Annotated in this window: 20 protein-coding genes and 1 tRNA gene; 18 read left to right on the top strand and 3 right to left on the bottom strand. The window is 69.4% G+C overall.

Translation table 11 applies throughout. The features are described 5' to 3' along the window. Position 1 precedes the first annotated feature (1 nt). The 3 genes from BLW78_RS08425 to BLW78_RS08415 all read left to right on the top strand — a co-directional run bounded on the left by BLW78_RS08425 (position 2) and on the right by BLW78_RS08415 (position 2202). The gene (locus BLW78_RS08425) at positions 2-637 is read left to right on the top strand and encodes a lambda exonuclease family protein (protein ID WP_091678449.1); all 636 of its coding nucleotides are present in this window, start codon (positions 2-4) and stop codon (positions 635-637) included. 150 nt (positions 638-787) lie between these two features. Then, positions 788-1051, top strand: a complete 264-nt coding sequence (locus BLW78_RS08420; protein WP_170855125.1) for a helix-turn-helix transcriptional regulator — start codon at positions 788-790, stop codon at positions 1049-1051. Beyond that, complete coding sequence (locus tag BLW78_RS08415) at positions 1048-2202, top strand: tyrosine-type recombinase/integrase (protein WP_210186881.1); 1155 nt, start codon at positions 1048-1050, stop codon at positions 2200-2202. Before BLW78_RS08420 ends, BLW78_RS08415 begins: the two co-directional genes overlap by 4 nt. Here the strand turns inward: BLW78_RS08415 and BLW78_RS08410 are convergent. Then, positions 2181-2257, bottom strand: a tRNA-Met gene (locus BLW78_RS08410). The two genes, BLW78_RS08415 and BLW78_RS08410, sit on opposite strands and share 22 nt — an antisense overlap. A gap of 259 nt (positions 2258-2516) precedes the next feature. On the opposite strand from BLW78_RS08410, the gene BLW78_RS08405 reads away from it, so the two are divergent. The 8 genes from BLW78_RS08405 (at position 2517) to guaA (ending at position 9418) form a co-directional block, all read left to right on the top strand. Next, positions 2517-2972, top strand: coding sequence for a CHRD domain-containing protein (locus tag BLW78_RS08405; RefSeq protein WP_056521304.1), 456 nt, complete (start codon positions 2517-2519; stop codon positions 2970-2972). A 75-nt stretch (positions 2973-3047) separates the two neighbouring features. After that, positions 3048-3386, top strand: coding sequence for a hypothetical protein (locus BLW78_RS08400; protein WP_091678447.1), 339 nt, complete (start codon positions 3048-3050; stop codon positions 3384-3386). Positions 3387-3499: 113 nt separating this feature from the next. After that, positions 3500-4405, top strand: a complete 906-nt coding sequence (locus BLW78_RS08395) for an aldo/keto reductase (RefSeq protein ID WP_091678444.1) — start codon at positions 3500-3502, stop codon at positions 4403-4405. After that, positions 4395-5150 (top strand): NADPH-dependent F420 reductase, encoded by a 756-nt coding sequence (locus tag BLW78_RS08390; RefSeq protein WP_091678441.1) that lies wholly within the window; start codon positions 4395-4397, stop codon positions 5148-5150. The genes BLW78_RS08395 and BLW78_RS08390 overlap by 11 nt, the downstream gene beginning before the upstream one ends. 108 nt (positions 5151-5258) lie before the next feature. After that, entirely contained in the window at positions 5259-6626 is a 1368-nt protein-coding gene (locus BLW78_RS08385) for an NTP/NDP exchange transporter (RefSeq protein WP_091678438.1), read from the top strand. Positions 6627-6922: 296 nt separating this feature from the next. Next, positions 6923-7258, top strand: coding sequence for a hypothetical protein (locus BLW78_RS08380; protein WP_091678435.1), 336 nt, complete (start codon positions 6923-6925; stop codon positions 7256-7258). Next, positions 7255-7674, top strand: coding sequence for a hypothetical protein (locus BLW78_RS08375; RefSeq protein WP_020091761.1), 420 nt, complete (start codon positions 7255-7257; stop codon positions 7672-7674). The genes BLW78_RS08380 and BLW78_RS08375 overlap by 4 nt, the downstream gene beginning before the upstream one ends. A gap of 187 nt (positions 7675-7861) precedes the next feature. Next, positions 7862-9418, top strand: a complete 1557-nt coding sequence (gene guaA, locus BLW78_RS08370) for a glutamine-hydrolyzing GMP synthase (RefSeq protein ID WP_091678432.1) — start codon at positions 7862-7864, stop codon at positions 9416-9418. 130 nt (positions 9419-9548) lie between these two features. On the opposite strand, the gene BLW78_RS08365 is transcribed toward guaA, so the two are convergent. Further along, positions 9549-10241, bottom strand: a complete 693-nt coding sequence (locus BLW78_RS08365; protein WP_091678430.1) for an SGNH/GDSL hydrolase family protein — start codon at positions 10239-10241, stop codon at positions 9549-9551. Beyond that, complete coding sequence (gene tsaA, locus BLW78_RS08360) at positions 10238-10747, bottom strand: tRNA (N6-threonylcarbamoyladenosine(37)-N6)-methyltransferase TrmO (RefSeq protein WP_091678876.1); 510 nt, start codon at positions 10745-10747, stop codon at positions 10238-10240. The genes BLW78_RS08365 and tsaA overlap by 4 nt, the downstream gene beginning before the upstream one ends. A gap of 125 nt (positions 10748-10872) precedes the next feature. Between tsaA and BLW78_RS08355 the strand changes: the two genes are divergently transcribed. The 7 genes from BLW78_RS08355 (at position 10873) to BLW78_RS08325 (ending at position 18346) form a co-directional block, all read left to right on the top strand. After that, complete coding sequence (locus BLW78_RS08355) at positions 10873-12366, top strand: AMP nucleosidase (RefSeq protein WP_091678427.1); 1494 nt, start codon at positions 10873-10875, stop codon at positions 12364-12366. A gap of 155 nt (positions 12367-12521) precedes the next feature. Then, positions 12522-13100, top strand: coding sequence for a hypothetical protein (locus BLW78_RS08350; RefSeq protein ID WP_091678423.1), 579 nt, complete (start codon positions 12522-12524; stop codon positions 13098-13100). A gap of 224 nt (positions 13101-13324) precedes the next feature. After that, positions 13325-14626 (top strand): SLC13 family permease, encoded by a 1302-nt coding sequence (locus tag BLW78_RS08345; RefSeq protein WP_091678421.1) that lies wholly within the window; start codon positions 13325-13327, stop codon positions 14624-14626. A 129-nt stretch (positions 14627-14755) separates the two neighbouring features. Further along, on the top strand, positions 14756-15157 hold the full coding sequence (gene sdhC, locus BLW78_RS08340) for a succinate dehydrogenase, cytochrome b556 subunit (protein WP_026604731.1): 402 nt from the start codon (positions 14756-14758) through the stop codon (positions 15155-15157). A 10-nt stretch (positions 15158-15167) separates the two neighbouring features. Beyond that, positions 15168-15587 (top strand): succinate dehydrogenase, hydrophobic membrane anchor protein, encoded by a 420-nt coding sequence (sdhD, locus tag BLW78_RS08335; RefSeq protein ID WP_042674306.1) that lies wholly within the window; start codon positions 15168-15170, stop codon positions 15585-15587. A gap of 31 nt (positions 15588-15618) precedes the next feature. After that, entirely contained in the window at positions 15619-17436 is a 1818-nt protein-coding gene (sdhA, locus tag BLW78_RS08330) for a succinate dehydrogenase flavoprotein subunit (RefSeq protein WP_056521268.1), read from the top strand. A gap of 85 nt (positions 17437-17521) precedes the next feature. Continuing rightward, on the top strand, positions 17522-18346 hold the full coding sequence (locus tag BLW78_RS08325; protein ID WP_091678418.1) for a succinate dehydrogenase iron-sulfur subunit: 825 nt from the start codon (positions 17522-17524) through the stop codon (positions 18344-18346). Positions 18347-18516: the final 170 nt, after the last annotated feature.

Here is an 18516-nt window from a genome sequence, read left to right as displayed (position 1 = left end):
CATGGCGGAAATGATCCAGGGCAGCGCCGCGTGGTTGGACGCCCGCTGCGGCAAGGTCACGGCTTCGCGCGTGGCCGACGTGCTGGCGGTCAAGCGCGACGGCAAGCCGACTGCGGAGCGCGAGCGCTATCTGATGGAGCTCGTGGGCGAGCGCCTGACCGGCCTCGCGACGCAGCACCATCTCACGGCCGCGATGATCGAGGGCTCGGAACGGGAGCCCCAGGCCTGCGACGCCTACGAGTTCCTGTACGGCGTCGACACCGTGAAAGTCGGGTTCGTCGACCATCCGACGATCGAAATGGCCGGGGCCAGCCCGGACCGACTCGTCGGTACGGACGGCCTGGTCGAGTTCAAGTGCCCGACGCTGCGCACCCATCTGGAGACGCTGCTCGCGGAGGAGATCCCGGAGGCGCACCGGCCGCAGATGCGCTGGCAGATGGCCTGCACGGGCCGAATGTGGTGCGACTTCGCCTCGTGGCACCCGAGCGTACCATCGGCCCTGCGGCTGTGGGTCAAGCGGCTGCACCGCGACGACAGGCAGATCGCCAGGGACGAAGTTGCCGTGAACGCTTTCCTTGGCGAAGTCGAGGCGCGGATGGCGGCCCTCCTGGCCATCGGAACGGTCGAGGCCGCTTGATGCCCGGCCGCTGCACTATCGACAGCCGCGCCGGCTCCTCGAGCATCACACCGAGATTGCCTGCCGAGCGCCAGACCGTACGCGCTGATGCCCTCCTCGATCTTCGGGATCACCAACACGAACCTGCGATGAAGCGCCTAGGAGGGCAAAGTGCGACATAGCGGTCGCCCGCCCGGGCGGACCACAATTCCGTTCGCGCCCAAAGGCCTCTCTCGCCAAGAGGTAGCCCGCTACGTCGGGGTGTCTACGACGACCTTCGACGAGATGGTGCGCGAACGGCTGATGCCGCGGCCCAAGCTCGTAGGCACACGCGTGCTCTGGGACCGTACCCAGGTCGACCTCTTCTTCGAGGCGCTGCCGGAACGCGAGCCAATTCAGGAGAGCGACGAGGATATCTTGGCGAGGCTCGGGTGACCCGCATCCGAGTGAAAGGGTTCAAGATTTTCGCGGACCGGCACGGCGTTATGCGATGCTACCACCGGAAGACTGGCGAAAAGATCGACCTGAAGAAGGCGCCGCTCGGATCCGCTGCGTTCTTCGCGGAGGTGGCCCGGATCGGGAAGAGCGCCGAGTCGGCCGCCGCGCCCAAGGCCGGCACGCTCTGCAGCCTGATCGTCGCCTACCGCGCGCACGCGGCTTTCACCGACTTAGCTCCGCAGACACGCGCAGACTACCAGAAGGTCCTCGACTACCTGAAAGACATCGACGGCACAGATCTTTCTCGGTTCACGCGCCCGTTCGTGGTGAAGGTCAGAGACCGCGCAGCTGAGCGGAAGGGCCGTCGGTTCGGCAACTACGTGAAGGCGGTGCTGTCGCTGCTCTTCGCCTGGGGGTCGGAGCGCGGTCACCTGCCGGCGAACACTGCCGCCGGCATCAAGGATCTGCGCAAGAAAAAGGGCGAACCCGACGCCAATCGGCCTTGGTCGGACGCCGAGCGCGAAGCTGTGCTGGCCGCTGCCCCGCCGCACATCCTCACTCCGGTCGCCTTGATGATGTTTACCGGTCTCGGACCAAAAGAGGCGCTCGGCCTGCCGCGGGAGGCCTTCCGCGATGGCGAGTTGTCGACGAGCCGCGCCAAAACGGGCGAGCCTGTGTTCTGGCCCGCTCCGTTACCGCTCACGATGATCCTGGCTGCCGCGCCGGAGCACACAGCACCGACTCTGTGCGCAAACTCCGAGGGCAAACCCTGGACACTCAGCGGATTCCGCGCGTCCTGGCGACCGATACGGCTGAAGCTGGAGAAGGCTGAAAAAGTCCAGCCGGGTCTCACCCTGTACGGGCTACGGCACACCCTGGCCGTCGTACTGCGCGAGATCGGGCACGATGAACGTGCGATCGCCGACGCCCTCGGCCAGCGCACGATCGAGATGGCGCGCCACTACGCGAAGGGGGCCGATCTGGCTCCGAAGATGCGGGCGCTGGTGGCCTCCTTGGACGCCGAATTCGCGCGTCGCAGGGCGAATGGGCGTCAAACCTTGGCGCCAAAAACGTCAAACCCGCCGAAGGGCGGGTTCGGTCTAGCAAGAAAAAACAAGGAGTTAGATGGTAGCGAGGGAGGGATTTGAACCCCCGACACAAGGATTATGATTCCTCTGCTCTAACCAGCTGAGCTACCCCGCCACGAGCCGCCACCGTCCATCGAGACGATGCGTGCAGTGGCGGCGGTATAGGAAGAGCGGGCGTGCCGTGTCAACGTCTTCCCGTGAGCAAATCGCGCCTCCGGAGGTCGGGCAGGCCGCGTGCCGTCGCGCGCGGGAGGGAAACGCTTGGCTGTCACCGAGAATCGCTCGGCGACAGCCCGTCCGCCATGTCCGACCCGTCCCGGCCCGCTAGGTTTGGCACGGGCCGCTCGACGGCCCGTCAGATCGCGGAGCGTTCGATGACAGCGCGCAAGAGCCATCGCTGGACCACCAGCCTCGCCGCCCTTCTCGTCCTCGGGGTGCCGCTCGCCACGGGTCCGGCATTCGCCGCGGGCAAGGACGTCACCTACCGCGCGGCGCTCACCGGCGGTAGCGAGGTGCCGGCAACCGCGTCCTCCGGCAAGGGCGAGATCACCGCGACCTTCGATCCCGCCACCAAGCGCCTGAGCTGGTCGGGCCAGTACAGCGGCCTCACCGGGCCGGTCACGGCCGCCCATTTCCACGGGCCAGCCAAGGCGGGCGAGAATGCCGGCGTGCTCGTGCCGGTGACGGCGGCGAGCAGCCCCTTCACCGGCGAGGCGACCCTCGACGACGCCAAGGCCGCCGATCTCGAGGCGGGGAAGGTCTACTTCAACCTCCACACCGCCGCGAACCCGAAGGGCGAGATCCGTGGCCAGATGGAGCGCGCACCCTGATCCGGAACGCCGGGAGCCTCGACGTTCCCGGCCGCGCCCGGTAGGCGGATCCCCGTCCACCTGCCGGAGCCTTCGATGAAGCACACCGACGCCATCATCGCCTGGACGCCCGTCCGCTGGGCGGAACTGAAGCCGGAAACCGCCGGGCAGGTCGTCGTCCTGCCCGCGCCAGACGCGGCCGGAGAGGCCAAGCGCTACATGATGCGCGCCGGCGCGAGCTCGTCCGCCCTTACCACCCTGTCGGAGGAGGCCCGAGTCGCGCGCCTGTTCATCGACTTCCAGACCCTGGTCGTCCGCGACGGGATCGATCCGCAGGTCGCCCACCGGGCGTTCCTGGCGATCGACGAGTACCGGTTCCGCATCGCCCCCGATACCGACGGCGCGGAATTCGAGGACCCGCCCGAGGAAGATTAGACCGAGCCTCGAAGGTGCAGCGCGCATCCCTCGCGGAAGCGGAGAATTAAGAATACACAGAGCGCGGACGCGCCCTATCTCCCGGCGGGTCCTGAATCCGTCGGAGGCCGGCCATGCCCGTATCCCGTCGCGCCGTCATCGCCGCAGCCGCTATCGCCCCGCTCGCCGGCCGCCTCGCCGCGGCGGCCGAGCCGCTGATCCGCCGCCCGATACCCTCCACCGGCGAGACGCTCCCGGCCATCGGGATCGGCACGTCGCGGCGCTACGAGGTCGAGCCGACGCCCGAGGCGGTGGCGCCCCTGAAGGAGGCGGTTAAGACCTTCGTCGCACTCGGCGGATCGGTGATCGACACGGCCCCGAGCTACGGCACCGCCGAGGACGTCCTCGGCCTGATCCTGGCGGAGCCCGGCCTGCGCCAGAAGATCTTCCTCGCCAGCAAGGTCGACACGACCGGCCGCGACGCGACGCTCGCGGAGTTCGACCGATCGCTGAAGCGCATGAAAGTGGACACCCTCGACCTGGTGGCGGTCCACAACCTGATCGACGTGACCGGGAATCTGGCGGTCCTGCGCGATCTGAAGGCGCAGAAGCGCGTCCGGTACGTCGGCGTCACGGTCTGGCGCGACAACCAGCTCGACGCCCTGGAGGCCGTCATGAGGCGCGAGAGCCTCGACTTCATTCAGGTGAACTACGCCATCGACAACCGTGCCGCCGCGGAGCGCGTGCTCCCGCTGGCCGCGGATCGCGGCGTGGCGGTGATGACCAACGTGCCGTTCGGCCGCGATCGCCTGTTCAAGGCGGTCCAGGGCAAGGAGTTGCCGGCGGTCGCCAAGGATCTCGGCTGCGCGAGCTGGCCGCAGTTCTTCCTGAAATACGTGCTCGGCAACCCGGCCGTGACCTGCCCGATCCCCGGCATGGCGAAGGCCGCCTATGTCGAGGACAACCTCGGGGCCGCGCGGGGCAAGCTGCCCGACGCGGCGCAGCGCAAGCAGATGGAGACGTTCATCGATGCGGTTTGATCTCATCTCGCGCCGCGCGGCGCTCGCCCTCGCGGCCGGCCTCGCCGTGGCCGCCGCTCTTCCCGCGGCCGTGCCCGCCGCAGCCCAGGACGGCGCGAAGAAGATCCGGATCGGCGTGATCGGCGCCGGGAACATCGGCGGCACGATCGGGACGCTCTGGGTCAAGGACGGCCACGAGGTCATGTTCGCCTCCCGCCACCCGGAGCAGCTCGCCGCGATGGTCTCGGAGCTCGGACCCAAGGCCAGGGCCGGCACGCCCGAGGAGGCGATCAAGTTCGGCGACGCCATGTTCATCGCCGTCCCCTACAAGGCCTATCCGGACCTCGCGAAGGAGATCGGCCCGTCCCTCAAGGGGAAGGTCGTCCTCGATGCCGGCAACGCCACGCAGAAGCGCGACGGCGCGCTCTACGACGAGGTCCAGGCCAGCGGGATCGGCGCGACCTCGGCCAAGTACTTCCCCGGCGCCAAGATCGTGCGCGCCTTCAACGCGGCCAATTACAAGATCTTCGCCAAGGAGGGCGCGGACGGCGGCAAGGGTCGTGCGGGCGGGCGGATGGCGATCCCGATCGCCGGGGACGACCCCGAGGCGCTGAAGGTCGCCGAGGGCCTCGTCCGCGATGCCGGGTTCGACCCGGTGGTGGTCGGCCCGCTGAAGGATGCCGACAAGTTCGCCATGGGCAGCCCGGGCTTCGGTCACGACGTCACCGCGCCGGAGATGCGCGAGAAACTCGGACTGGCGAAGTAGGCGCGTCGCCCGGCCCCTCGCCGGGCCCCGCAACGGCGAGGGGTCCGACCGAGCCTTCCCCGAGGGAGGCCCGTCCGGGGAAGAAGCCCATTCCGGTGAGATCGGCCCATGCCTGAACCCGCCCGCGGCACGCTCGCGCGCCTGATCGATGTTAAGCCCGGCGAGGGCCGGGCGCTGGCTTGGTCATGGGCCTACATCTTCTCGATCTTGGCCGCCTACTACGTGCTGCGCCCGATCCGGGACCAGATGGGCGTCGCCGGCGGCATCGAGAACCTGCCCTGGCTGTTCACCGCCACCCTCGTGGGGATGCTCGCCCTCAACCTGCCCTTCGCCTACCTGGTGAAACGGATGCCGCGGGCGCGGTTCGTGCCGATCACCTATCGGTTCTTCGCGGCCAACATCCTGGCCTTCGCGCTGACGCTCTACCTCGCGCCCGCCGAGTGGGGCGTGTGGATCGGCCGGGTGTTCTTCGTCTGGCTGTCGATCTTCAACCTGTTCGTGGTCTCGATCTTCTGGGCGACGATCGTCGACGTGTTCTCGAACGCCCAGGGCAAGCGGCTGTTCGGCTTCATCGCGGCCGGCGCGACTCTCGGCGCCATCGCGGGCTCGGCGACCACCGCGATCCTGGCCAAGAACGTCCCGACCTGGGGCCTGATGCTCTGCGCGGTGGCGCTCCTCGAGGTCGCGGTGTTCTGCATGCGCGGGCTCGCCGCGCTGTCGACGCAGCTGCACGAGGTGCCGGGCCGCGACGGGGGCGCCGAGGACGGGCAGGACCGGACGATCGGCGGAAGCGTGCTCGCCGGCGTCACCCGGACTCTCGCGTCGCCCTACCTGCTCAACATCTCGCTGTTCCTGCTGCTGTTCTCGGTGACCTCGACGTTCCTGTACTTCGAGCAGGCGGGCATCGCGAAGCGGAGCTTCCCGGACCGCGGCGCGCAGACGGCGTTCTTCGCCAGCGTCGACTTCGCGGTGAACGTCCTCACGCTGGGCATCCAGCTGTTCCTCACAGGCCGGATCGTGAACCGAATCGGCGTCGCCCTGACGCTGGCGATCCTCCCGGCCTTCAGCATCCTCGGCTTCGCGGCGCTCGCGCTCTGGCCGACGATCGGCGTCATCGTGGCGTTCCAGGTGCTCCGCCGGGCCGGGAACTTCGCGATCGCCCGGCCGGTGCGCGAGGTGCTGTTCACCGTCGTCCCCCGGGAGGACCGCTATAAGGCGAAGAGCTTCATCGACACGGTGGTCTACCGGTTGGGCGATCAGGTCGGCGCGTGGTCGTTCACCGGCATCCAGGGCATGGGGCTCGGCAGCGCCAGCGTGGCCGGCGCCGCGATCCCGCTGTCGATGGCGTGGCTCGTGAACAGCGTCTGGCTCGGGCGCGCGCAGGAGCGGCGGCGGGCCGAGCAGGCGGCGGAGCCGGGCATCGAGCCTCAACGGACCGCGCCGGTCGGCCGCGCGGCCGCTTCGCCCGGCGGGTGAGCGCCGTTTCGCCCCGCCTATCGATGCCGCATGAAGTCCCAGACCAGATAGGCCGGGAACGGCAGCATGATCGCGAAGAAGATCCAGTCGAACATCTGAGGCATCAAGCCGTCTCCCGCTCGGTCCCCCCTGGTTCTACCGGCTTCCCGAGGTGAAGTTCCGCGCGGCCGCGGCGGCCGTTAAGAGGCGGTTTACCCTGACGGGTGAGGTATCGCGCTCGTTCCGGGCGGGAGAGTGACATGGCGGGACCTGCATGGTCGGCGCCGCGGCGCCGGTGGCGTGCCGCCGATCCCGCGATGGCGCTGCTCGGGCTCCTCGCCCTCACACCGGCACCCGTCGCCGCGCAGGAGCCGCTCTTCATCCGCATCCGCCCGCTGCCGGACGCTGAGGCGGCGCGCCTCGCCCGGGAGATGCTCTGGGCCCGTCGGCAGGCCCATGCCCGCGCGGTGATCGAATCGGTCTGCACCGGCTGCCTGGGCGCCTGGAAGCCCGAACCAGTCCCGCCACCGACGCCCGGACCCGCGCAGGACAGGATTGCGAACCTCACCGTTCCGATAGGGGTTGAACTCGACCCCGGCTCCGGGGCATCCGAGCCCGGTCCCGATCCATCGACCTCCGAGAGGCATCCATGACGCAAGCGCATCCGACCAGCGGCGCCGAGCCCGAAGTCGATTGCCCGGTGACCCTCGAGGTTCTGGGCTCCGTGTACCGGGCCGACGACTTCGACCTGCCGCTGATCCTGGAGCAGATCCCGCCGCTGAAGCGCGCGCAGCTCGCCGCCTACCTCTACGGCAAGAGCCACATGCACAAGCTCGGGCTGAAGGTCGCTCGTTCCTGCGAGCGCGACGACCTGATCCGCGTGGCGGGGGAGATCGGCTCGGTGATCCACGGCCAGGCGCACTTGAAGCCGTCGCGACCGACTCCCGAGCCCGCCCCGCAGCTGCGCGCCAAGACCCCGCCCGGCCAGAAGAAGGTGAGCCTCGCCGGCGCCGCCGCGAAGCCCGCGATCAGCCTCGGTGGCTCGGCCAAGGTCCGCAACTTCGATTGAGAGCTGGCGCGCGTCGGGCCAGCCGAGACCGCCGCGCGCGGCTGGCCGCGCCGGCACCGACGGGGCGACGGCGACGCGCGGGACCTGACGGCCGGGTCCGGCATTCCGTCGGTGACGGCACGTCGGAAGGCCGGACAATCCGGACTTGTGCGTTGCACGCGCCGCGGGCTTCGGATAATCGCCCGCGATGAACACCGACCACGACAAGATCCTGATCGTCGATTTCGGCTCTCAGGTGACGCAGCTCATCGCCCGCCGCGTGCGGGAGGAGGGCGTCTACTGCGAGATCGTGCCCTTCACGAAGGCCGAGGCCGCGTTCCGCGAGCAGAAGCCCAAGGGCGTGATCCTCTCCGGCGGCCCCGAATCGGTTACCGTCGAGGCCTCGCCCCGCGCGCCCCAGCTCGTGTTCGATTCGGGCGTCCCGGTCTTCGGCATCTGCTACGGCCAGCAGACCATGGCGGCCCAGCTCGGCGGCGCCGTCGAGGGCGGCCACCACGCGGAGTTCGGCCGCGCCGAGGTCGAGATCCTGGCCGACTGCCCGCTGTTCAAGGGCGTCTGGCACAAGGGCGAGAAGTACACGGTCTGGATGAGCCACGGTGATCGCGTCACCAAGCTGCCGGACGGCTTCACCACCGTGGCGATCTCCAGGAACGCGCCCTTCGCGGCGGTTGCCGACGAGGCCCGCAACTACTACGCGGTCCAGTTCCACCCGGAGGTGGCGCACACGCCCCACGGCGCCCTGCTGATCCGCAACTTCGTGCGCGACGTCGCGGGCTGCTCGGGCGACTGGACCATGGGCGCCTACCGCGAAGAGGCAATCGCCAAGATCCGCGAGCAGGTCGGCTCCGAGAAGGTGATCTGCGGCCTTTCGGGCGGCGTCGATTCGGCCGTGGCGGCGGTGCTGATCCACGAGGCGATCGGCGATCAGCTGACCTGCGTGTTCGTCGACCACGGTCTCCTGCGCCTCGGCGAGGCCGAGCAGGTCGTGGCACTGTTCCGCGACCACTACAACATCCCGCTGGTCCACGTGGAGGCGTCGGGGATGTTCCTCGCGGCTCTGGAGGGCGTCAGCGACCCGGAAATCAAGCGCAAGACGATCGGCCGCCTGTTCATCGACGTTTTCGAGGCCGAATCGAAGAAGATCGGCGGGGCGAAGTTCCTCGCTCAGGGCACGCTCTACCCCGACGTGATCGAGAGCGTGTCGTTCACCGGCGGCCCGTCCGTGACCATCAAGAGCCACCACAACGTCGGCGGCCTGCCCGAGCGCATGAACATGAAGCTCGTGGAGCCGCTGCGCGAGCTTTTCAAGGACGAGGTCCGGGTGCTCGGCAAGGAGCTCGGCCTGCCCGAGGGCTTCGTCGGCCGCCACCCGTTCCCGGGCCCGGGCCTGGCGATCCGCTGCCCCGGCACGATCACCGGCGAGAAGCTGGAGGCCCTGCGCAAGGCCGACGCGATCTACCTCGACGAGATCCGGCAGGCCGGCCTCTACGACACGATCTGGCAGGCCTTCGCGGTGATCCTGCCGGTCAAGACCGTCGGCGTGATGGGCGACGGGCGCACCTACGACCACGTCTGCGCGCTGCGCGCCGTCACCTCGGTCGACGGCATGACCGCCGACTTCTACCCGTTCGACATGGCCTTCCTGGGCCGGGTCGCGACCCGGATCATCAACGAGGTGAAGGGCATCAACCGGGTGACCTACGACATCACCTCGAAGCCGCCCGGCACGATCGAGTGGGAGTGAGCCGGCGGACGGCCCGATTCCCGCGCCGTCATCGCGAGCGGAGCGAAGCGACCCAGGGCAACGTGACGCTTCGATCCGTGTCGCGCTCCTGGATTGCTTCGCTCCGCTCGCGATGACGCGGCGCCGATCCTCACGGGGTGCAGAGCGCCGGCTCGACCGCCTTCAGCGCCGGCCGGAACGCCGCGAGGTGCAGCCCGTCGCGCAGGGCGCCGGGCTTGGCGTAACCCGTATCGCCGTCGCGCAGGGCGGCGAACGGATCCGTGAAGACGCAGCCGAGCCGCCCGCAGAGGTTCTGCAACCGGCGCGAGTAATCCGCGACCGCGCCGGCATCGACCAGCTTGCCGATCTCGCGACCCACCGGGGGGAGGGCGGTCACCACGATGCGCGAGCTGAGGGTCTGCAGCCGCTTGACGATCGTCTCGGCGGCGGCCTCGAACTGCTCCGTCGGCTTGTGCAGCTGCGGGTTGTTCTTCACCAGGATGTCGTTGGTCCCGATGGTCAGGACCGCGAGCCGCGGCTGCACCTTGAAGGTCAGGCGCGCGAGATAGTCCGCGTAGCTGCCCGCGGTCGCGCCGCTGATCCCGCCGTTGAGGAAATCGAGCCCGCAGGGGCGCTGGCTACCGGGCTGCAGCTCCACCTGGGAATCGCCGGCCCAGAACACGTAGTCCGGCGGCGCCTCGTCGAGGCTGACCTGCACGGCGATCAGGCGCATCTCGGCGTAGGCCCGCGCGTCGGCCCCCGGCCGGTGCAGGCGCCACCCGGCGAAGCCGCCGATCGCCAGGAGGGCGAGCCCGCCGAGAACGAGTGAAACGACGCGCTTCACGGCTCGGCCCCGACCCGGTCGACCCGGGCGTCGGGCCGCGCGTCCGTCGAGGCGTAGTAGGGCTTGATGTCGAGGAGCGGCGTGCCGTCGAGGCAATCAAGCCCGTGCACGCGGAGCGTGTCACCGTCGCGGCCGAGCAGTTCCACGACCGACAGGGCGATCGGGTTGGGACGGGCGGGCGAGCGCAGAGAGAACGTGCCCCTGGGGCCGTCGGCGTGGCGCGGCCGCTGGATCACGAGGCCGCGGGTCGCTCGGTCCATCCAGTAGAGGAGGATCAGGTGCGTGCAGCCCGTGACGTTGCGCAGGCCGGGGGCGTAGGCCGGATCGACCTCGACGGTGCAGATTCCGTCGGCCTGCAGGCCGTTCTTCGGACAGTCGGACCGCGCCTGCCAGGGCGTGCGCAGCCGGCCGATGAAGTGGAGGCCCGCGTCGAAGGTCGCGGGCAGGGCGGCCCTCTCTTCACCGGGACGGGTCCCGAACTCATCCGCGTCCAGCCCCGTGTCCATGCCCGCGTCCTCGCCGCCGCGCTCCGCGCCGGTCGGCTTGTCGGCCATGTGTCCGCGGCTCGCAACCCCGCATCTCGCCCCCGGATGGCGCGGGGTGTAGATCCGGCAGCAGGAACGGAGGCGACATGATCGAGCGGGAATTGCGGCCGATGCAGGCGGTGGCGGATGCCGCGACCGCCATCGACCGGCTGGTCGAACTCTACGACGACGCGGCCGGCGCCCTGCGGACCGCGCTGGAGCGCTACCTCGCCGGCGGGCCGCCGCCGGACGCCACGGAGCGTCTCGCCTTCCGCTACCCGGAACTACGGATCAGCTACCGCCCGGACGGGCCGCTGCCCCGGGTCCGGCGCGCCACCGCCAAGCTCCAGGCCGCCGGCACCTACGCCACCACAATCACGCATCCGGGATTCTTCCGGACGTACCTGACCCGCCAGCTGGAGCCGCTGATCGCCGACTACGGCATCGCCCTCGAGGTCGGTCTCAGCGCGCAGGAGATTCCCTATCCCTACGTGCTGGAGGCCGGGCTGGACGCGCGCGGGCGGAGCGTCGATGGCGCGGACCTCGCCACCTATTTCCCGGTGCCGCTCCTGTCGCTCGTGGGCGACGAGATCGCGGACGGGCTGTTCGACCAGATCCCTGGCGAGCCGCTGCCCCTGGCGCTGTTCGACGCGGTTCGGGTCGATTACTCGCTCCGGCGGCTCGTCCATTACACCGGCTGCGACTGGCGCGACGTCCAGCCCTGGATCCTGCTCACCAACTATCACCGCTACGTCGACCAGTTCGTCCGCCACGGCTTGGAGCGGCTCGCTTCGGGCGCGGAGGGGTTCGAGCGGCTGGTCCTGCCGGGCGGCGTGTCCGTGACCCGTGCCGAGGCGGCCGATGCAGACCCGGCCGCTGTGATCGCCGCCTCGCCCTGGCACCGCCATCAGATGCCGGCCTACCACTTGGTGGCGCGCGATTCCGACGGGACCCAGCAGGGCACGACGCTGGTCAATATCGGCGTCGGCCCCTCGAACGCGAAGACGATCACCGACCACCTCGCGGTGCTGCGCCCAGACTGCTGGCTGATGGTCGGCCATTGCGGCGGCCTGCGGCAGTCGCAGACCATCGGCGACTACGTGCTGGCGCACGCCTACCTCCGCCGCGACCGGATCCTCGACGAGCTCGTGCCGCCGGACGTGCCGGTGCCGGCCCTCGCCGAGGTGCAGGTCGCCCTTCAGGACGCCGCCGCCGCGGTGACGGGCGAGCAGGCTGACGCGCTCAAGCGGCGCCTGCGCACCGGCACGGTGGTGACCTACGACGATCGCAACTGGGAACTGCGCTTCAGCCAGGAGCGGCGTCGGATCAACCAGTCCCGCGCCGTGGCGGTGGACATGGAGAGCGGCACGGTCGCCGCCCAGGGCTTCCGCCTGCGCGTTCCCTACGGCGCGCTGCTCTGCGTCTCAGACAAGCCGCTCCACGGCGAGATCAAGCTGCCGGGTGCCGCCAACGCCTTCTACGATCGGGCCGTCTCGGAGCACCTCCGGGTCGGGCTGGCGGCCCTCGACGTTCTTCGGGCCGATCGGCAAGGTCTCCACTCGCGCAAGCTGCGCAGTTTCGATGAACCGCCCTTCCGGTGAGACTTCATGAAGTCCAGGGTGACGTTCGAGCCCGACGTACATATCGCCAACTCAGCGACCGACTGCCACGCCATCGGTCATACTCAAGCTTGGATACAGCCGCCTTAGAGCCGGGTTGAGTGGTTAAAGCACCACACATCAGGCTGAGCTTTCCCATGACTCGTATCGCACTCGTCTCCACCGCCCTCCTGGCGACCGTCGCGTTCGCGCCGACCGTCGCCGATGCCCGCGGCTTCGGCGGCGGTGGCTTCCGCGGCGGCGGATTCGGCGGGGGCAGTTTCCACGGTGGCGGTTTCGGCGGCGGCTCACGCGGCGGCAGTGTCGGCGGCGGAGCGTTCCGGAACGGCGGCTTCGGCGGCGGCGCCTTCCAGAACGGCGTCGGCGGGGCGCGGGTCGGCGGACTGGGCGGCGGCTTCCGCGGGGCCGGGCTCGGCGTGGCCGGCGTCGGCGGCGTCCGGACCGGCGGCCTGCGGGCCGGCGGATATAACCAGGCCGGCCGGTTCGGCGGGGTCGGGAACCGCGGGATCGCCGGTCGCGGCTTCGTCAACCGCGGCTATTACGGCCACCGCTACGGACGCGGCGTCGGCTACGGACTCGCCGGCCTCGGGCTCGGCCTCGGCGTCGGTTACGGCCTGGGCGGTCTCGACTACGGTTACGACAATTGCGCCTACACTTACGGCTACGGCGCCTACGACCCGGCTGCCTGCAACGGCTCCTACGGCTACGGCTACTGAGTCAGGCGGCGCGGGTCTCGTCCCCGCGGCGCATCCTCGAAACCGCGCGACGCCCGGCCGGCCTTCGGTCGGGCAATGTCGTGAGGCCCCCTGGGCCAGATCGGCCCACCGGATCCACAGCCTTCGCCGCAGGCGAAGGCTCGCTCAACAAGTCCCGAATTGCGAACCGTTCCAATCCGATGAGGATGCCGCTTCCGGCGTAGCGTGGTGCGGGGACGATCGCGGTGAGCGGCGAGGGACTGGTTGCGGCGACGGCGGGGCTGCTCGTGCTGTGCATGGGCCTGTGGGCGACCGCGCTGCTGCCCGAGATCGTCACGGCACTCGCCTTCTTCGGACTGGCGATGCTGCTGCGTCTCGGCTCGGCCGCGACGGTGTTCTCGGGCTTCTCGTCCTCCGCGTTCTGGCTGGTCCTGTCCGGCATGGTAGTGGGGCAGGGCATGACCCGGACCGGCTTGGGCGCCCGGATGGCGCGCACCCTCGCCCTGCGGCTCTCCGGCTCCTACGGCCGCTTCATCGCTGGGCTGGTGACGCTGAGCTTCCTCATCGCCTTCGTCATGCCGTCGAATCTGGGCCGCATTGCCCTGATGATCCCCGTCACCCTCGCACTCTGCGACGCCTTCGGCCTCGCGGCCGGGCGCCCGGGGCGGACGGGTGCGGTCCTGGCCGTCGGCCTCGCCACCCCGATCCTCTCTGCGGCGATCCTGCCCGCCAACGTCCCGAACCTCGTGATGGCCGGCTCGGCCGAGCACCTGCTCGGCCTGCACCTGTCGTACCTCTCTTACTTCCTCCTGCATGCCCCGGTCCTGGCGCTGGTGAAGGGCGTCCTGCTCGTCGGCCTCATCGTCCGGCTGTTCCCGGACAACCTCGGCTCCGCCGCTCCGGCCCTGCCGGACCTTCCCCCGCTGTCCGCGCCCGAGCGGCGCCTCGCGGTGATCCTCGCCTGCACGCTGATCCTCTGGATGACCGACAGCCTCCACGGCCTTGCCCCCGCCTGGGTCGGCCTCGCCGCCGCGGTCGTCTGCCTGCTGCCGCGGATCGGGGTCCTGCCGCCGGAGGCGTTCCAACAGGTGAACCTGCGGACCTGCTTCTACATCGCGGCGCTGCTCGGCCTCGTCGCCCTCGTCAACGAGACCGGGCTCGGCGAGCGCCTCGGCCATCTGCTGCTGACCGTCGCCCCCCTGGCGCACGACGCGCCGACGCAGAACTTCGCGGTGCTCACCGGCATCGCCACGGTGCTGACCCTCCTCGTCACCGCCAACGGCGCCCCGGCCCTGTACACGGCGCTCGCGGGCGAGATGTCGGAGGCGAGCGACCTGTCACCCTTCGCGGTCGTCTCGCTGCAGGTGATCGGCTACTCGACCCTGTTCTTCCCCTATCAGGCGCCCCCGATCGTGTTCGCCAGCGAGCTCGGGCGGGTCCGTCTCCGGGACGCGACCCGGCTCACCCTGAGCTTCGGTTTCCTGTCGCTCCTCGTGGCGGCGCCGCTCGACTACGCGTGGTGGCGCCTCCTGGGACAGCTGAAGTGACAGAATCGGCAAAGTGTCGCCCCAGAGGGCACATTGCGCCGCACCATGACGGATTGCGGGTTGCCCGCTCAGGCTCTAGCGCTACCAGATTAGAGACGGTCCAGTTCGCAGCTGCGAGGCTTCAACACGATGGCACCCACCGCCCGCCCGACAGTGGCTCAGCCCATGTCGCCGCATCTCCAGATCTATCGCTGGACCTGGACGATGGCGATGTCGGTGTTCCACCGCATCACCGGCACCGCGCTCTACGGCGGGACTGCTCTCGTCGCGATCTGGCTCGTGGCTCTGGCCTCGGGACCGGCCGGCTACTCTTACGTGGCCGGGTTCTTCGGCTCGATCTTCGGGCGCCTGATCCTGTTCGTCTACACGTGGATCCTGATGCACCACATGCTCGGCGGCATCCGGCACCTGATCTGGGACACCGGCGTCGGCTTCGACCGGGAGAAGCGCCTCTCGATGGCCCGGCTGACGCTGATCGGCTCGGTGGCCCTCACCCTCGTCATCTGGGCGGTCGCCCTTTTGGTCCGCTGAGGAGGACGACATGGCTAAGGAAGAGGTCCGGCAGGACACGCGCGTCTCGATCCGCACGCCGCGCGCCCGCGTACGCGGCCTCGGCGTCTCCCATCACGGCGCCGGGCACTGGTGGCTGCAGCGGCTGACCGCCGTCGCCAACGTCGTGCTGATGCTGAGCTTCGTGGTGATCATCGCCAAGATGGCGGGCCGCGGCTACCCGGAGGCGCGGCTCCTCGTCGCGACCCCTCTCGTGTCGATCCTCCTGATCCTGGCGCTACTGTCGGTCACGGTCCACATGCGCCTCGGCATGCAGGTGATCATCGAGGACTACGTGCACGCGCCGGCGACGAAGATCGCGGCGGTGTTCGCCAACAATGCCTACGCGGTCGTCGTGGCCGTCGCCTGCCTCTACGCGGTCCTGCGCATCGGCTTCGGACAGCCGGCCTGACACCGCCAACATCGATCTCGAGGAGCCGAACATGGCCGCCAACGGCACCAACGGCAGCGGGCCTGCCTACACCATCCACGATCACGCCTTCGACGTCGTGATCGTCGGCGCGGGCGGCGCGGGACTGCGCGCCACGGTGGGCTGCTCGGAAGCGGGCCTGCGCACCGCCTGCATCACCAAGGTGTTCCCGACGCGCTCGCACACGGTGGCGGCGCAGGGCGGCATCTCGGCCTCGCTGGGCAACATGGGCCCGGACGACTGGCGCTGGCACATGTACGACACCGTGAAGGGATCGGACTGGCTCGGCGACCAGGACGCCATCGAGTACCTCGTGCGCAACGCGCCCGCCGCCGTCTACGAGCTGGAGCACTGGGGCGTACCGTTCTCCCGCACGGAGGAGGGCAAGATCTACCAGCGCCCGTTCGGCGGCATGACGACCGATTACGGCAAGGGCACCGCCCAGCGCACCTGCGCGGCGGCCGACCGGACCGGCCACGCGATGCTGCACACCCTCTACGGGCAGGCGGTGAAGAACCAGACCGATTTCTTCATCGAGTACTTCGCCCTCGACCTGATCATGGACGACGAGGGCCGCTGCCGCGGCGTCATCGCCCTCGATCAGGCCACTGGCGAGATCCACCGCTTCCGCGCCCAGATGACCATCCTGGCGACCGGCGGCTACGGCCGCGCCTACTTCTCGGCGACCTCCGCCCATACCTGCACGGGCGACGGCAACGCCATGGTGCTGCGCGCCGGCCTGCCGCTGCAGGACATGGAGTTCGTGCAGTTTCACCCAACCGGCATCTACGGCGCGGGCTGCCTGATCACCGAAGGCTCCCGCGGCGAGGGCGGCTACCTCACCAATTCCGAGGGCGAGCGCTTCATGGAGCGCTACGCGCCGTCGGCGAAGGACCTCGCCTCGCGCGACGTGGTCTCGCGCTCCATGACCATGGAGATCCGCGACGGCCGCGGCGTCGGCAAGAACAAGGACCACATCTACCTGCACCTCGACCACCTGGACCCGAAGATCCTGCACGAGCGCCTGCCGGGCATCTCGGAATCCGCGCGGATCTTCGCGGGCGTCGACGTGACCAAGGAGCCGATCCCGGTCATCCCGACCGTCCACTACAACATGGGCGGCATCCCCACGAACTATCACGGCGAGGTGCTGACGCTGCGCGACGGCAACCCCGACACGGTGGTCCCGGGGCTGATGGCGATCGGCGAGGCGGCCTGCGTCTCCGTCCACGGCGCCAATCGCCTCGGCTCGAACTCGCTGATCGACCTCGTGGTCTTCGGCCGCGCCGCCGGCAAGCGCTGCGCCGAGATCGTCGAGCCGAACGGCCGGGCCATGGAGCTGCCCAAGGGCGCGACCGACAAGGCCCTCGAGCGCCTCGACCGGTTCCGCTACGCCAACGGCTCGACGCCGACCGCCGAACTCCGTGCCGAGATGCAGAAGACGATGCAGAACAACTGCGCCGTGTTCCGCACCGGCGAGGTGCTGGAGGAGGGCAAGGGCCTGATCCACAAGGTCTGGAACGCCGCCGCCGACGTGAAGATCACCGACCGGTCGCTGGTCTGGAACACCGACCTCCTGGAGACCCTGGAGTTCGACAACCTGATCGGCCAGGCGGTGGTGACGATGGAATCGGCCGCCAACCGCACGGAATCCCGCGGTGCCCACGCGCGCGAGGACTTCCCGGACCGGGACGACAAGGACTGGATGAAGCACACACTGTCCTGGCTCGACGAGGGCCAGCACCAAGTGGTCATCGATTACCGCCCGGTCCACACCTACACGATGTCCAACGAGATCCAGTACATCGAGCCCAAGGCGCGCGTGTACTGATCTGCAACTCTGCACAACGACTGCGGCGGCGGGGCCTTACCCCTCCGGCCGCCGCGTCCTGCTCCAGCGGAAGCCGTCGAGAACCATGGCTCAGTTCAACCTTCCGAAGAATTCCCAGATCAGCCAGGGCAAGTCCTGGCCGGCCCCACCCGGCGCCAGGAACCTGCAGACCTTCAAGATCTACCGCTGGAACCCGGATGACGGGGCCAACCCGCGGATCGACACCTATCAGGTCGACCGCGAGGATTGCGGCCCGATGGTCCTCGACGCGCTGCTTTGGATCAAGAACAAGGTCGACTCGACGCTGGTCTTCCGCCGCTCCTGCCGCGAGGGCATCTGCGGCTCCTGCGCGATGAACATCGAGGGGCAGAACGCGCTCGCCTGCACGATGGGCATCGACGAGTGCAAGAGCCCCGACAACGCCCTGCCGGTGATGACCCGCAAGGACAAGGACGGTGCGATCCGGATCTACCCGCTGCCGCACATGCCGGTCCTCAAGGATCTCGTGCCGGACCTGACGAATTTCTACGCCCAGCACGCCGCCATCGAGCCCTGGCTCCAGACCGAGACGCCCGCGCCCGAGAAGGAGTGGCGCCAGACGCCGGAGGACCGCTCCCGCCTCGACGGCCTCTACGAGTGCATCTTGTGCGCGTGCTGCACCACGTCGTGCCCGAGCTACTGGTGGAACGGCGACAAGTTCCTCGGCCCGGCGGCCCTGCTGCAGGCCTATCGCTGGCTGATCGACTCGCGCGACGAGAACACGGGCCACCGCCTCGACGGCCTGCACGACCCGTTCCGCCTGTACCGCTGCCACACGATCATGAACTGCGCCAACACGTGCCCGAAGAGCCTGAACCCGGCGAAGGCCATCGCCGAGATCAAGAAGATGATGGTCGAGCGCACGCTCTGATCGCGCAGTCGAGTCGGGTGTTGAGGCCTGAGGGCCACACCCGGCCGAAAAGGCCGGCTCTCCGCAGCAGAGTCGGTCCGGGCTGAGAGGGCTGCCTTGCGGACAGCGCAATTGCCACGGACTCAGGATCGAAGCGCCTCCGCGCCGTGAATCCTGACCCGAAGTGGACC

This window comes from Methylobacterium sp. 275MFSha3.1 (genome assembly GCF_900108435.1).
Lineage (GTDB): Bacteria > Pseudomonadota > Alphaproteobacteria > Rhizobiales > Beijerinckiaceae > Methylobacterium.
This window is presented reverse-complemented; position numbering and strand designations above follow the sequence as displayed.